Genomic DNA, 14,070 nt, shown 5'->3' with positions numbered 1-14,070 from the left:
GTGGAATTGTCCACTGACAGGGGACGCTACTGGATACGTGCCCACCCCAGCGTTTCAACGCCGGAATTCATAGCCACTCATGGTTGGCTCGAAGGGTCATGACGAAACGTACTGCGCTGCTGCTGACCTGCACGCTGCTCCTCGGCACCACCGGATGCTCGATGTTCAACGGCCCGGAGCCCGAGGACGCCTTCAACGCGTTTGCTGATGCGTTGCACCGCAAGGACTCCGGCGCCGCCGCCAAAGACACCACCGACACCACCGCGTCCGAACCGGCCATCAAGTCCATGTTCGACGGTATGGGCAAAAACGCCACGCTCGACGTCAAGGCCACGCCCGGAGACGGCGACAACAAGTCGACCGCCAAACTGGCCTACACCTGGTCTCTCGGGCCTGGCCGCGAATTCCGTTATGACACAACAGCAATCGCCACCAAAGTCGGCGAGGACTGGAAAATCCGCTGGGCCCCGGCGCTTTTGCACCCGAAGCTGCGGCAAGGCGGCACGTTCCAGTTCAGCGAAGACAAGGCACTGCTGACGCCCGTCGTCGACCGCAACGGGCAGCCGCTGCTCAACTGGCAGACGGTCGGCGTCGTCACCTTGAGTCGCGACCACCTCGACTCCGCCGCCGCGCTGGCTCCGGTGGTTGCCCGCTTCGACGACACCATCACCGCCGAGTCGATCGCAGGCGAGTTCAACGGAAATCAGGACGACCGCGTCACCGTGGTCAAGCTCCGCGAGGCTGACCTGGCACAGGTCGCCGACGAGCTCACCCAGATTCCCGGCGTCACCGTCACCAAGCAAGGCGCGCTGCTGACCGCCGACCCGAACCTGCACTCACCGGCCATCAGCGGACTGCCCGAGGTATGGCAGAAGGCCATCGACGCGACCGCGGGGTGGTCCGTGGACCTGGTCGACGAACAGGGGCAGCCCACCGACGAGCTCGTGAAGAACGAGCCCGGGGACACCAAGCCCGTTCGCACCACCCTCGACCCGCGCCTGCAGCTCCTCGCTCAGCACGCCGTGGCCACCGATCCCCGGCCGACTGTGCTCGTCGCGATCGCACCGAGCACCGGCGCCATCCTCGCGGCGGCGCAGAACGACGCCGCCAACGCGCAGGGACCCATCGCCTTCACCGGCCTGTACCCACCGGGGTCCACGTTCAAGACCGTCACCACCGCCGCGGCCCTGGAGAAGGGGCTCGCGACCGCCGATTCCCCCGAGCCCTGCCCGGGCACCGTGACCATCGAGAACCGCACCATCCCCAACGAGGACAAGTTCGACCTCGGCACCGTGCCGCTGGCGCAGGCATTCGCGCATTCCTGCAACACCACCATGGCGGCGCTCGCCGACAAGCTCCCGGCCGACGCCCTGCCCAACACCGCCAAGAACCTCGGCATCGGCGTCGACTTCGTCACCCCCGGCATCACCACGGTCACGGGCAAGGTGCCCAACGCCGACACCCCGGCGCAGCGCGTCGAGAACGGCATCGGCCAGGGCACCGTCACTGTCAGTCCGTTCGGCTTGGCGGTCGCCGAGGCCAGCCTGGCGCATGGGTCGACCATCACCCCCACGCTGTTGCCCGGTCAACAGACCACGGCCAGCTCGCCGTCGGCCCCTGTCGACAAGCCGACCGCGGACGCCCTGCGGGCCATGATGCGGCTGACCGTCACCGACGGCACCGCGACCGCGCTCAAGGACATCGACGGACTCGGCGGCAAGACCGGGACCGCCGAGTTCGGCGACAACACGCACTCGCACGGCTGGTTCGCCGGGATCGTCGGGGACCTCGCGTTCGCGACACTGGTGGTCGGCGGCGATTCGTCGGCACCCGCGGTGGCCGTCAGCGGGGACTTTCTGCGTGCCGCCGCCTCCTGACCGCCGAAACTGGGGGCACCTCCCGCTTGCGGGGGACATTCCAGCAGTGAAAATTCGAGTGGGCGCCTGCCGGAATGCGGTTTCGGCGGGTTCGCGGTGTGTCGGCGCGCCAATTTCCCCAACTGACCCGGTACTTGGGATTCTGTGCTGATGCGGGTTGACGGACGCGAGGTCGCGGTCTCGGGCAGCCTGCTGCAACCGATCACCCGCAGGACCAACGACATCCTGCGGCTCGTGGCCGCGACGGCCTTCCTGGTCACCGTCGTCACCAGCTCGCTGATCACGCGTAACGACTGGGTCCGGTTGGAGCGGTCGGTGTCGCGGATCGTCGGGGTGCTCACGCCGACGCAGTCGAACCTGGTCTACCTCGCCTATGCCATCGCGATCCTCGCGCTGCCGTTCGTGATCCTGCTGAGCCTGCTGGTCACGCGGCAATGGAAACTGCTGGGGCCGTATGCCGCTGCCGGGCTGATCGCGGTGCTGTCGCTGTCCATCAACTCCACCGGCATCGCGGCGCCGAACTGGCATTTCGACCTGTCCGACCGGCTCAACACCGTCTTCTCCCAGTTCCTCGACGACCCGCGCTGGATCGCGCTGCTGGCCGCGGTGCTGACGGTGTCGGGGCCCTGGCAGCCGGCCCGGCTGCGCCGCTGGTGGTGGACGCTGCTGCTGGCGTTCGTGCCGATCCACCTGGTGGTCAGCGCCATCGTGCCGGCCCGGTCGCTGCTCGGTCTGGCCGTCGGCTGGTTCGTCGGCGCGCTCGTGGTCCTGGTCAGCGGCACGCCGGCGCTGGAGGTTCCGCTGGCCGGCGCGGTGCAGGCACTCGCCCGGCGCAAGTTCGAGGTGTCGGCGCTGACGGTCATCCGGCCGGCCGGCACCGGACCGCTGGTGCTCAGCGCCGATTCGAACGCGGGCACGCGAGCCGTCGTCGAGTTGTACGGACCGAACCAGCGGGTGGGCGGCGCCATGAGTCAGCTCTGGCGCAAGATCACGCTGCGCAACGACGAAACCGCTCCGCTGCAGACCTCGATGCGCCGCGCCGTCGAACACCGCGCCCTCATGACCATCGCGGTCGGCGACCTCGGGCTGGCGAACACCCGGACCGTCGCGCTGTCGGCCCTCGATCGCGGCTGGACCCTGTACGGGCACACCCCGGCGAGTGGCGTTCCGCTGACCAACGAAACCCCGGTCGAGGCCGTCTGGCATGCACTCGGGTCACTCCACGAACACCAGATTTCCCACGGTGACCTCCGCACGTCCCAGATCACCGTCGACGGCACCACGGTGTTGCTCGGCGGGTTGGGTAGCTCGGAGTACGGCGCGTCCGATGTGCAGCTGCAATCCGACGTGGCTCAGCTGCTGGTGACGACAACGGACTTGTACGACGCCGAGCCGGCGGTGGCGGCGGCCATCGAGCAGTTCGGCGCGGACGCCGTGCTGACCGCGTCCCGTCGGCTGACCAAGTCGGCGATGCCGTTGCGGCTGCGTGAGTCGCTGCCCGATTCGCGTGCCGTGATCACCGCGGCCCGCGACGAGGTGAAGCACCAGACCGGCGCCGACCGCATCCAGACCGAGACCATCACCCGCTTCACCCGCAACCAGGTGATCCAGCTGGTCCTGCTCATCGCGCTGGTGTACGTCGCCTATCCATTCATCAGCACGGTGCCGACGTTCTTCTCCGAGCTGCGGTCCGCCAACTGGTGGTGGGCGCTGCTCGGGCTTGCGGTCTCGGCGCTGACGTATGTCGGCGCGGCGGCGGCGCTGTGGGCCAGCGCCTCGGAGTCGGTGAACTTCGGGAAGTTGACCATCATGCAGGTGGCCAACACCTTCGCCGCGACGACGACGCCCGCCGGCGTCGGCGGCCTGGCCCTGAGCACCCGGTTCCTGCAGAAGGCGGGGCTCGGCGCGCTACGCGCGACGACCGCGGTGGCGCTGCAGCAGTCGGTGCAGGTGCTCACGCACGTGGCACTGCTGATCTTCTTCAGTGCGGCCGCGGGTGCGTCGGCCGACTTGTCGCACTTCGTCCCGTCGTCGACGATCCTCTATCTGATCGGCGGCGCGGCGCTCGGGGTGGTGGGCACGTTCATGCTGGTGCCGCGGTGGCGGCACTGGCTGGGGACATCGGTCCGGCCGCGACTGACGGAGGTGTGGGCCGACCTCATCGAGCTCGGCCGCGAACCCCGGCGCCTCGGGTTGATCGTGTTGGGCTGCAGTGCAACAACTCTGGGCGCGGCGTTGGCGCTGTGGGCGAGTATCGAGGCCTTCGGCGGGTCGACGTCGTTCGTGACGGTGTGCGTCGTGACGATGATCGGTGGCACACTCGCCTCGGCCGCCCCGACGCCCGGTGGTGTCGGCGCTGTGGAGGCCGCGCTGATCGGTGGTCTGGCCGCGTTCGGGCTGCCGGCCGCGATCGCGGTGCCGTCGGTACTGCTCTATCGGGTGCTGACGTGCTGGCTGCCGGTGTTCATCGGCTGGCCCGTCATGCGCTGGTTGACCAAGAACGACATGATCTGAGTAGCGGCTCCGGACATCGAAGCTTGAACACAGTGTCAGCCGCGTAGCGCGGCGTGTCGTCGTCGGCGTGTCGTTCTGTCTTGTGACACATGCGATCTGGAGCTGTCAACTTTCCCTGACGAGTCAGGGAAAGTTGACGCTTCCCAGCGAGGGTCGCCTACGGACACCGGTGCTGAAGTAACAGTTCTGACCGCCCGCATCGGCGGTCGTCGGCTTACATCGTGGCGAGCATGCCGTTCATCGTGCTGATCTCGGCCTGCTGCGTGGTGACGATCGATTCGGCCATCTTCTTGGCGTCGGCGTTGGTGCCGTTCTTCAGCTCATCGCCCGCCATGGTGATGGCACCCTGATGATGCTCGACCATCATCTGCAGCCACATCTTGTCGAACGCCGCGCCGGACAGGCCCGTCAGGTCGGTCATCTGCTGCGGGGTCATCAGACCCGGCATCGAGTGGCTCATGGTGGCCGACGGCGCGGGCTTGCCGAAGCCGGCCAGCAGCGTCGTCATCTGCTGCATCTCCGGAGCCTGGGCCTTCTCGATGGCCGCGGCGAGATCCTTCACCTGCTGGTTCTGCGAGCGGGTCGGGACCAGCTTGGCCATCTCGACGGCCTGCGCGTGGTGCGGATACATCATCTGCAGGAATGTCACGTCGGCGTCGTTGAAGTTGGCGCCTGACATCCCGGGCATGTTGGTGCCCGACATCCCAGGCATGTTGCCGCCCGACATCCCCGGCATGTTGTGGCCCGACATCGGCATGGACGAGCTGGTCGGGGGCAGGGTCGAGTCGTGCTGACTCGGCGGGCTACAGGCGGCCAGCGCGATGGCAGCAGCGGTTCCGGCTACAGCAACGGTGGCGATAGATGTGATTTTGAACATGGTTGGACTCCTTGGGAATTGGATGGGGTGGACGCGGAGCGCGGCCCATCAGATTCGGAGTAGAGACAGTTCCTCGAGGGTCAGCACCGTCCACGGCGGGGCTCGTTGCCTGCGCCGCAATGCTTGGCGAATCTGGGCCTGCACGGTCTCCTGAGGCGTGACGCCCAGCCAGTACAGCAAAGCCAGACCCAGGATGGTCAGCAGTTCGGTCATGACGAAAACGCAGGCGTGAAAGCCATTGTGCCCGTTGCAGTTGCAGGCATCTGACATGGATGTTTGCCCAGCCGGAGCGCTGGCGGGTTGATGAACAGCCGACTGCGGGTGATGCGACGGCGCGTGCGCCGGCGTGACGATCAGCGAATGCATGCCGATGATGCCCACGATCAAGAACAGCAGTCCGACGACCCAGCCGATGACATGGGGGCGCGTGCTGCCATGCGTCACGTCGGCCTCCGGTTCAGGTGTCGGTATCGTCAGCCATAGTACCCGAGGGGGGTATATATCCGGGAATAAATTTCGCAGTCGACGCCAGCGGGACCGCATCCCACGACCGATTACCAGTGGGCTGCGTCACATCACCGTTCCCGCAGTGGTGACTTTCATAATTGTCCGACTCGTCGATTAGTTAGATCCGCTACTAGTGTTGACATATGGGTCGGGAAGCCTTGAGTCACAGCATTATTGGGGCGGCGGAATCGCTGGAACAATACGTCCAACCGGACGGCAAGATCGTCATACCTGACGGCATCACGCTGACGTCGTTCCTGGAGCGCAACCGCGCGGCGATGGGCGATCAGCCGTCGTATCGCTTCATCGACTACGCGCAGAATCCCGACGGCGACATCATCGAACTCAGCTGGAACGGGCTCTGGACTCAGGTCAATGCCGTCGCGGCCCGGCTGCAACAGGTCACCGCTCCCCGCGACCGCGTCGCGATCCTCGCGCCGCAGGGCGTCGACTACGTCGCGGCGTTCTTCGCGGCCGTCCACGCCGGAAACATCGCCGTGCCACTGTTCGCACCGGCCCTCGCCGGCCACACCGAACGCCTGGCCGCCGTGTTGGCGGACGCCAAACCGTCCGCCGTCCTCACCACGACCGCTGCCGCCGAGGCGGTCCGCGCGTTCATCAAGACGCTGCCCGCCGCCGAGCGACCGCGCGTCATCGCCGTCGACGCCGTGCCCGGCACGCTGGCCGAGATGCACGTCGACCCGGGCGCTCGCACCGACGACGTGGCGTACCTGCAGTACACCTCGGGCTCGACGCGCACCCCGGCCGGCGTGGAGATCACGCATCGCAACGTGTGCACCAACGTCATTCAGATGATCCTGGCCGGCGGGCTGGACACCGACATCCGCAGCGTGAGCTGGCTGCCGCTGTACCACGACATGGGCCTGATCATGATCATGTTCCCCGCGCTGTGCGGCGGTCAGATCAGCCTCATGGACCCGATGGCGTTCGTCCGGCGGCCCTACCGCTGGATCAAGCGGCTGGCCGACGAGGCCGCGCACGGCCGGACTTTTGCCGCGGCACCCAATTTCGCGTTCGAGTTGTGTGCGCAGCGCGGCCTGCCGCCGGCCGGTGAGTCCCTCGACCTGAGCAATGTGGTGACGCTGCTGAACGGGTCCGAGCCGGTGACGCTGCCGTCCATCGAGCAGTTCATGGAGGCGTTCACGCCGTACGGACTGCCCGAGACGGTGGTCAAGCCGTCGTACGGCATGGCCGAGGCCACCCTGTCGGTGGCCAGCATCGCCGCCGACGAAAAGCCGTGCGCCACATATCTGGACCGCGCGGAGCTCGCGGCGGGCCGCGCCGTCGTCGTGGGCCGGCATGCCGAGGGTGCGGTACCGCAGGTGTCGTGTGGGCGCGCCATCCCCGACCAGTGGGTGACCATCGTGACCCCCGACGGCGACGAAGCAGCCGACGGAGTGGTCGGAGAAATTTGGTTGCATGGCAACAACATCGGCCGGGGCTACTTCGGCCGGCCGGAGGAGTCGGAGCGGGTGTTCGGCAACAAGCTGCAAACTCGCCAGACCGTCAGCCACGCCGACGGCGCCGAGGACAACGCATTGTGGTTGGCCACAGGGGATCTCGGCGTGTACGTGGGCGGCGAGCTGTTCGTGACCGGCCGGATCAAGGACCTGGTGATCGTCGACGGGCGCAATCACTACCCACAGGACATCGAGGCGACGGTCAGTGGTGCGTCGCCGGCCGTGCGCTCAGGTTACGTGACAGCCTTTGCTGTGCCGGGCGATTCGGGTGAACAACTGGTTGTGGTCGCCGAGCGCGCGGTGGGTGCGGGCCGGGCCGCGTTGGAGCCTGTCGCCGAGGCCGTGCGGGCCGCGGTGTCGCGTCATCATCAGGTTCGCGTCGCCGACGTGCGGCTCGTCGCCGCGGGGCGCATCCCGCGCACAACGTCGGGCAAGCTGGCGCGCACTGCGTCGCGGACGGAGTACCTGGCCGGGCAGTTCGACTAGGTAGTGCTCGCCGCTTCCCCTGCGGCACTTCAGTTTTGGGCTGTCCGGACACAGCAAGGCGTTTGGGCGCTCCGTTTGCCGGGTATGGCTACTGCCTCATCTGCGCTCCTGGGAGGCCGCCATGACCGATACCGCCAACACCGCGAACCAGGGTGCTGAGTTACCCAGCGACGTATCGAAGGACGTTCCGTTCTTCGACCGGTTCGCGACACAGGTCTCGAAGTGGGCTTCCAAAGCGTGGTTCTTTGCCGCCTGCGTTGCCATCGTGGTGATCTGGGCGCCCACGTTTCTCTTCGTGAACTTCGATACCTGGCAGCTGATCATCAACACGCTGACCACCATCATCACGTTCCTGCTCGTGGCCCTGCTGCAGAACACCGAGACTCGCTCGACCGATGCCCTCCAGCAGAAACTCAACGCCATCGCGGATGGCCTGGCGGACCTGATGCGCGAAATTGACACCTCCGGCAAACTGGAGAAAGACCGGAAGGAATTGCTGGCGGCGGTGGGGCTCGAGGAGCACGAAAGTACCAGCTAATTCAGGAAAAAATCGACCACAGAGGTTGTCTGCCGTTTCACTGCGCAGCCGCGATCAGTGGTGTTTCATGGCGCTGTGGAGCAGCGCCCCGACATCGTCATTTTGATGACCGACGAGGAACGTGCGGTCCCGCCGTACGAGTCCGACGACGTCCTCGCCTGGCGACACCGCACTCTCGGCGGGAGGCGCTGGTTCGACGAACACGGCGTGCACTTCACCCGGCACTACACCGGCTCGCTGGCGTGTGCCCCCAGTCGGCCGACGCTGTTCACCGGTCAATACCCGGACCTGCACGGCGTCACGCAGACCGACGGCCTCGGCAAGCGGTACGACGACTCACGGCTGCGCTGGCTGCGCCAAGGCGAGGTACCGACTCTGGGCAACTGGCTGCGCGCCGCCGGCTACGACACGCACTACGACGGCAAGTGGCACATCTCGCACGCCGACCTGGAAGACCCCAAGACCGGCAAGCCACTGGCCACCAATGACGCCGACGGCGTCGTCGACCCGGTGGCGGTGCAGGCGTACCTCGACGCCGATCCGCTGGGGCCGTACGGCTTCTCCGGCTGGGTCGGACCGGAGCCGCACGGAGCGGCCATGTCCAACAGTGGTTTTCGCCGGGATCCGTTGGTCGCCGAACGCGTGGTCGCCTGGCTCGAAGACCGCTACGCGCGGCGGCGCGCCGGCGACGCCGACGCGCTGCGGCCGTTCCTGTTGGTGGCCAGCTTCGTCAATCCCCATGACATCGTGTTGTTTCCGGCGTGGGTACGGCGGAGCCCGCTACTCGACTACCCCGTGCTCGAACCGCCACATGTGCCCGCGGCACCTACGGCCACCGAGGACCTGAGCGACAAGCCGGCCGCGCAAGCCGCCTTCCGCGAGGCCTACTACTCCGGCTACGGGCCGGCCGCGGTGATCGAACGCACCTACCGCCGCAATGCGCAGCAGTACCGCGACCTCTACTACCGGCTGCACGCCGAAGTCGACGGTCCGCTGGACCGGGTTCGCCGGGCCGTCACCGAGAACGGGTCCGAAAATGCTTTGCTGGTACGGACTTCCGATCACGGCGACCTGCTCGGCGCGCACGGCGGGCTGCATCAGAAGTGGTTCAACCTGTACGACGAGGCGACGCGCGTCCCGTTCGTCATCGTCCGGATCGGCGCAGACACGACCACTTCCCGCGAAGTCGACGCCCCGACCTCCCACGTCGACCTGGTGCCGACGCTGCTGGGCGCCGCCGGCGTCGACGTCGCCGCCACGTCCGAGACGCTGGCCGCCTCGTTCACCGAAGTACATCCCCTGCCCGGCCGCGACCTCATGCCGGTGGTGAATGGTGCTGCGGCCGAAAAGGACCGGCCGGTCTACATCATGACCCGCGACAACATCCTCGAAGGCGACACCGGGGCGTCGGGCGCCGCGCAGGCGATCGGAGCCAACACGAATCCGCCTGCGCTGCTGCGTATCCGGGTGCCCGCGAACGTCGCCGCCAACTTCGAGGGACTGGTGTCACGGGTCTCCGGCGCTGTGGTCGGCGGCGCCGGTCACCTGTGGAAGCTGGTCCGCACGTTCGACGATCCGGCGACGTGGACCGAACCGGGGGTGCGGCACCTGGCGGCGAACAGCCGGGGCGGCGATACGTACCGCACCGACCCGCTCGACGACCAGTGGGAGCTCTACGACCTGACCTCCGACCCCATCGAGGCCGTCAACCGCTGGGCCGATCCCGCGCTCCAGGAGGTGCGCCGATACCTGCGGACTCACCTCAAGCAGGTCCGCACAGAGTCCGTTCCGGAGCGCAACGAGCCGTGGCCGTACGTCAGCAGGCGGCCGCCGGAGCCCGGCAGCGCCGTCCAGCGACTGCTGTGCCGATTCCGGCCGTAAGCAAACCCGCTGGTCACGCCGTCGCGATTACAGGTTTTGCCTGGTCGGCCAATAGCATGTCTGGTGCCATGACCGACACCGCCCCCGCCACCAGTTCCGCCTCAGCTACCGGCTCCACCAGCCGGGTCGCCACCGAAGCCGCCCGTCGCCGCACGTTTGCCGTCATCAGCCACCCTGACGCCGGTAAATCGACGCTGACCGAGGCGCTGGCCCTGCATGCACGGGTGATCACCGAGGCGGGCGCGATCCACGGCAAGGCCGGCCGCAAGTCCACGGTGTCGGACTGGATGGAGATGGAAAAGGCCCGCGGCATCTCCATCACGTCGACGGCGCTGCAGTTCCCGTACCGCGACTGCGTCATCAACTTGCTGGACACCCCCGGCCACGCCGACTTCTCCGAGGACACCTACCGGGTGCTGACGGCCGTCGACTGCGCGGTGATGCTCATCGACGCAGCGAAAGGCCTTGAGCCGCAGACCCTGAAGCTGTTCCAGGTGTGTAAGCACCGCGGCATCCCGATCATCACGGTGATCAACAAGTGGGACCGCCCCGGCCGGCACGCGCTGGAGCTGATGGATGAGATCCACGAGCGCATCGGGCTGCGGACGACGCCGCTGACCTGGCCGGTGGGCATCGCCGGCGACTTCAAGGGTGTGATGGACCGCCGCAAGGGCCACTACATCCGCTTCACCCGCACCGCCGGTGGCGCCACCGCCGCGCCGGAAGAGCACATCCCCGCCGACAAGGCGCACGATGCCGCCGAGGGTGACTGGGACACCGCCGTCGAAGAGTCCGAACTGCTGTCGATGGACGGCTCGGACTACGACCGCGAGACGTTCCTGTCCGGCGAGTCGTCGCCGGTGCTGTTCACCTCGGCGGCGCTGAACTTCGGCGTGAACCAGCTACTCGACGTGCTGGTCGACCTGGCGCCCTCGCCCGGCGCGATCGTCGATGTCGCCGGCCAGCCACGTCCGGTGGATTCGCCGTTCAGCGCGTTCGTGTTCAAGGTGCAGGCCGGCATGGACAGCTCGCACCGCGACCGGATCGCGTACGCACGGGTGTGTTCCGGCACGTTCGAACGCGGTGACGTGCTGACGCACGCCGGGACCGGCAAGCCGTTCGTCACCAAGTACGCGCAGTCGGTGTTCGGGCAGCAGCGTTCGACGCTGGACGACGCGTGGCCCGGTGACGTGATCGGCCTCGCCAACGCCGCGGCACTGCGCCCCGGCGACACGCTGTATCGCGATGTGCCCGTGGAGTTTCCGCCGATCCCGAGCTTCTCCCCCGAGTACTTCTCGGTGGTCCGCGGCAAGGATCCGAGCAAGCACAAGCAGTTCCGCAAGGGCATCGAGCAGCTGGACCAAGAGGGCGTCGTCCAGGTGCTGCGCTCGGACAAGCGCGGTGAGCAGGCACCGGTGTTCGCAGCCGTCGGCCCCATGCAGTTCGAGGTGGCCGCGCACCGGATGGCGACCGAGATCGGCGCGGCCATCATGATGGAATCGCTGCCGTACCAGGTGGCGCGGGTCGTCGACCCCGAGGACGCCGAGTTCATGAGCAAGCAGGTGTCGTGCGAGGTGCTGACCCGGACCGACGGCGTCCTGCTGGTGCTGTTCTCGACGCCGTGGCGACTCGAAGGGTTCCAGCGGGACAACCCGAACGTGAAGCTGCGGTCGTTGGTGGCGGCGGCGGAAAGCTAGCGGCACGTCCTTCTCGAAGGTGGGCACACCTCGGCGCTCAGCGCTTACGGTGTAGAGCACCCAAGAGAGAGGACCACGAGTTGGCCACCGCCACTCCAGCGACCCCCGCCACCCCGACGCTGCGTGAACTGACCGTTCGCGGCATCCTGCTCGGCGGCGCCATCACGCTCGTGTTCACCGCCGCCAACGTCTATCTCGGACTCAAAGTAGGCCTGACGTTCGCCACCGCCATCCCGGCCGCCGTGATCTCGATGGCGGTGCTGCGCAGCTTCGCCAACCACTCGATCGTCGAGAACAACATCGTGCAGACCGTCGCGTCGGCGGCGGGCACGCTCTCGGCGATCATCTTCGTGCTGCCCGGGTTGATCATGATCGGCTGGTGGACCGGCTTCCCCTACTGGACCACCGTCGCCGTCTGCGCGGTCGGCGGCACCCTCGGCGTCATGTACTCCATACCGTTGCGCCGCGCGCTCGTCACCGGCACCGAGCTCCCCTACCCCGAAGGCGTCGCCGCCGCCGAGGTGCTCAAGGTCGGTGACGGCACCGAAGGCGCGGAGGCCAACCGCACCGGACTTCGGGTGATCACGTTCGGTTCTTTGGTGTCGGCCGGCTTCGGACTGCTGGCCAATCTCAAGGTGCTCGCGAATTCGGTTACCGCATATACCCGTATCGGTGCGGGCGGCACGATGTTCAGCGCCGGCCTGTCGATGGCGATGATCGGCGTCGGGCACCTGATCGGTATGACGGTCGGCATCGCGATGCTCGTCGGGCTGGTCATCTCGTTCGGGGTGCTGCTGCCGATCCGCACCATCGGGACACTCGGGACCGGTGAGCCGATCGGCGACATCATCGACGGCGTCTTCGTGCATGAGGTGCGGTTCGTCGGCGCGGGAGCTATTGCCGTCGCGGCGATCTGGACGCTGCTGAAGATCCTGCGCCCCATTATCAAGGGCGTCACCGATGCACTGGTGTCGGCGCGCGACCGACGGCAAGGCCAGGTGGTCGACCTCACCGAGCGCGACATCCCCTTTCCCATCGTCGTCGGCACCGTCGTGGTGATGTTGCTGCCGATCGCCGTGCTGCTGTGGGATTTCAGCCGCGGCACTGTGCTGCAAGGGCATTCGGCTGGGATCATCGCGGCGAGTCTGGTGTTCATCTTCGTCATCGGACTGGTCATCGCGTCGGTGTGCGGGTACATGGCGGGGCTGATCGGCTCGTCGAACAGCCCGATCTCCGGCGTCGGCATCCTGACAGTGCTGATCGCCGCGGTGTTGATCAAGGTGGTGTTCGGGCCTGCCTCCGGTGGGCAATCCACCGCACTCGTGGCGTTCACGCTGTTCGCGGCGGCCATCACGTTCGGCGTGGCGACCATCTCCAACGACAATCTGCAGGACCTCAAGTCCGGTCAGCTCGTCGGAGCGACGCCATGGAAACAGCAGGTGGCGTTGATCATTGGTGTGGCGTTCGGGTCGGCGATCATCCCTCCGGTGCTCAACCTGATGCAGCGGGCGTTCGGGTTCCTCGGTGCTCCCGGCGCGGGCGACCATGCGCTGGCCGCGCCGCAGGCCGCGTTGATTTCGTCGTTGGCCAAGGGCGTTTTCGGCGGATCGTTGAACTGGGGCTTGATCGGACTCGGCGCGGTGATCGGCGTCGTGGCGATCATCGTCGACGAGACCCTCACCCGCACATCGCGATTCGCGCTGCCGCCGCTGGCCGTCGGGATGGGCATGTACCTGCCGATGAGCCTGACGCTGATCATTCCGCTGGGCGCGCTGTTGGGCTGGTTCTACAACCGCTGGGCGGACCGAACCGGCGGAGACGTCGAGCGCAAGAAGCGTCTGGGTGTGCTGTTGGCGACGGGCATGATCGTCGGCGAGAGCCTCTATGGCGTCGTGTTCGCGGGTTTCGTCGCCGGGACTGGTTCCGATGAGCCGTTCGCGCTGTTCTCCGGCTTCGGCGGGTCTGCTCCTCAAGTGATCGGCGTCGTAGCCTTCGCAGCGGTGCTGGCGTGGATGTACAAGCGGACGCAGAAGATTGCGGGGAGTGAGCCGGTTTCGGTTGAGCGCTGACCCGCCCTGCCGCCGGTTCGCGCGTCGGTTTCGTGGTGTCTGCGCGCGCTGTGACGCGCCGGCCAGCTCTCCTGACATGTTCGATTTGGAGCCGTCAAGTTTCCTTGACGGCTCCAAATCGTCTGTGCCCCAGGAGAGGACCG

General features: G+C 67.1%; 9 protein-coding genes. 7 read left to right on the top strand and 2 right to left on the bottom strand.

Annotated elements, in window-relative coordinates; all coding sequences use genetic code 11:
• The first annotated feature begins 98 nt into the window (after positions 1-98).
• Positions 99-1,877, top strand: coding sequence for a penicillin-binding transpeptidase domain-containing protein (locus tag G6N59_RS23315; protein WP_138229208.1), 1,779 nt, complete (start codon positions 99-101; stop codon positions 1,875-1,877).
• 150 nt (positions 1,878-2,027) lie between these two features.
• Entirely contained in the window at positions 2,028-4,391 is a 2,364-nt protein-coding gene (locus G6N59_RS23310; protein ID WP_138229207.1) for a lysylphosphatidylglycerol synthase transmembrane domain-containing protein, read from the top strand.
• A 214-nt stretch (positions 4,392-4,605) separates the two neighbouring features.
• On the opposite strand, the gene G6N59_RS23305 is transcribed toward G6N59_RS23310, so the two are convergent.
• Both G6N59_RS23305 and G6N59_RS23300 read right to left on the bottom strand, forming a co-directional pair.
• On the bottom strand, positions 4,606-5,268 hold the full coding sequence (locus G6N59_RS23305; RefSeq protein WP_234884109.1) for a DUF305 domain-containing protein: 663 nt from the start codon (positions 5,266-5,268) through the stop codon (positions 4,606-4,608).
• 48 nt (positions 5,269-5,316) lie between these two features.
• Positions 5,317-5,712 (bottom strand): DUF6153 family protein, encoded by a 396-nt coding sequence (locus G6N59_RS23300; RefSeq protein WP_138229206.1) that lies wholly within the window; start codon positions 5,710-5,712, stop codon positions 5,317-5,319.
• A gap of 206 nt (positions 5,713-5,918) precedes the next feature.
• On the opposite strand from G6N59_RS23300, the gene G6N59_RS23295 reads away from it, so the two are divergent.
• The 5 genes from G6N59_RS23295 (at position 5,919) to G6N59_RS23275 (ending at position 13,927) form a co-directional block, all read left to right on the top strand.
• On the top strand, positions 5,919-7,742 hold the full coding sequence (locus G6N59_RS23295; protein WP_138229205.1) for a fatty acyl-AMP ligase: 1,824 nt from the start codon (positions 5,919-5,921) through the stop codon (positions 7,740-7,742).
• Positions 7,743-7,863: 121 nt separating this feature from the next.
• Positions 7,864-8,280, top strand: a complete 417-nt coding sequence (locus G6N59_RS23290) for a low affinity iron permease family protein (RefSeq protein WP_138229204.1) — start codon at positions 7,864-7,866, stop codon at positions 8,278-8,280.
• Between the two features lie 75 nt (positions 8,281-8,355).
• Positions 8,356-10,161 (top strand): sulfatase-like hydrolase/transferase, encoded by a 1,806-nt coding sequence (locus tag G6N59_RS23285; RefSeq protein WP_138229203.1) that lies wholly within the window; start codon positions 8,356-8,358, stop codon positions 10,159-10,161.
• Between the two features lie 68 nt (positions 10,162-10,229).
• Entirely contained in the window at positions 10,230-11,858 is a 1,629-nt protein-coding gene (locus G6N59_RS23280; RefSeq protein ID WP_138229202.1) for a peptide chain release factor 3, read from the top strand.
• Between the two features lie 80 nt (positions 11,859-11,938).
• Entirely contained in the window at positions 11,939-13,927 is a 1,989-nt protein-coding gene (locus G6N59_RS23275; protein WP_138229201.1) for an OPT family oligopeptide transporter, read from the top strand.
• Positions 13,928-14,070: the final 143 nt, after the last annotated feature.

Origin of the sequence: Mycolicibacterium aubagnense (genome assembly GCF_010730955.1) — a bacterium.
Lineage (GTDB): Bacteria > Actinomycetota > Actinomycetes > Mycobacteriales > Mycobacteriaceae > Mycobacterium > Mycobacterium aubagnense.
Note: the sequence above shows the minus strand (reverse complement) of the source record. Positions and strands in the feature narration are given on the sequence as shown.

Coding starts and splice junctions, on each gene's coding strand:
- G6N59_RS23315 (WP_138229208.1), top strand. CDS start 99: ATGACGAAACGTACTGCGCTGCTGCTGACCTGCACGCTGCTCCTCGGC.
- G6N59_RS23310 (WP_138229207.1), top strand. CDS start 2,028: ATGCGGGTTGACGGACGCGAGGTCGCGGTCTCGGGCAGCCTGCTGCAA.
- G6N59_RS23305 (WP_234884109.1), bottom strand. CDS start 5,268: ATGTTCAAAATCACATCTATCGCCACCGTTGCTGTAGCCGGAACCGCT.
- G6N59_RS23295 (WP_138229205.1), top strand. CDS start 5,919: ATGGGTCGGGAAGCCTTGAGTCACAGCATTATTGGGGCGGCGGAATCG.
- G6N59_RS23290 (WP_138229204.1), top strand. CDS start 7,864: ATGACCGATACCGCCAACACCGCGAACCAGGGTGCTGAGTTACCCAGC.
- G6N59_RS23280 (WP_138229202.1), top strand. CDS start 10,230: ATGACCGACACCGCCCCCGCCACCAGTTCCGCCTCAGCTACCGGCTCC.